Below are 229 nucleotides of genomic sequence, written 5' to 3'. Positions count from 1 at the left end.
GTCACAACAATGCGTTCACGACCAGACTTGGTTGTTTCAATCTCGGTTCTGGAACGTAGAACGATGGAGCCCTTCCCCGTTTCATAAGCACGGTGAATACCTGATTTCCCCATAACTAAAGCCCCAGTTGGAAAATCTGGCCCAGGCATGACTTCCATAATTTCCTTGGTGGTTGCCTCTGGCTTATCCATCACCAGTTTGACAGCGTCAATGGCCTCGCCTAGATTAT

General features: G+C 48.5%; 1 protein-coding gene. It reads right to left on the bottom strand.

Annotated elements, in window-relative coordinates:
- A partial coding sequence (locus FH871_RS34855) for a DNA gyrase subunit A (protein ID WP_212768394.1) occupies positions 1 to 229 on the bottom strand: 229 nt, incomplete at both ends.

The organism is Larkinella sp. C7, from assembly GCF_006149005.1.
Taxonomy (GTDB): domain Bacteria; phylum Bacteroidota; class Bacteroidia; order Cytophagales; family Spirosomataceae; genus Larkinella.
The sequence above is the reverse complement of the archived record's forward strand: the minus strand, read 5'-3'. Positions and strand labels throughout refer to the sequence as shown.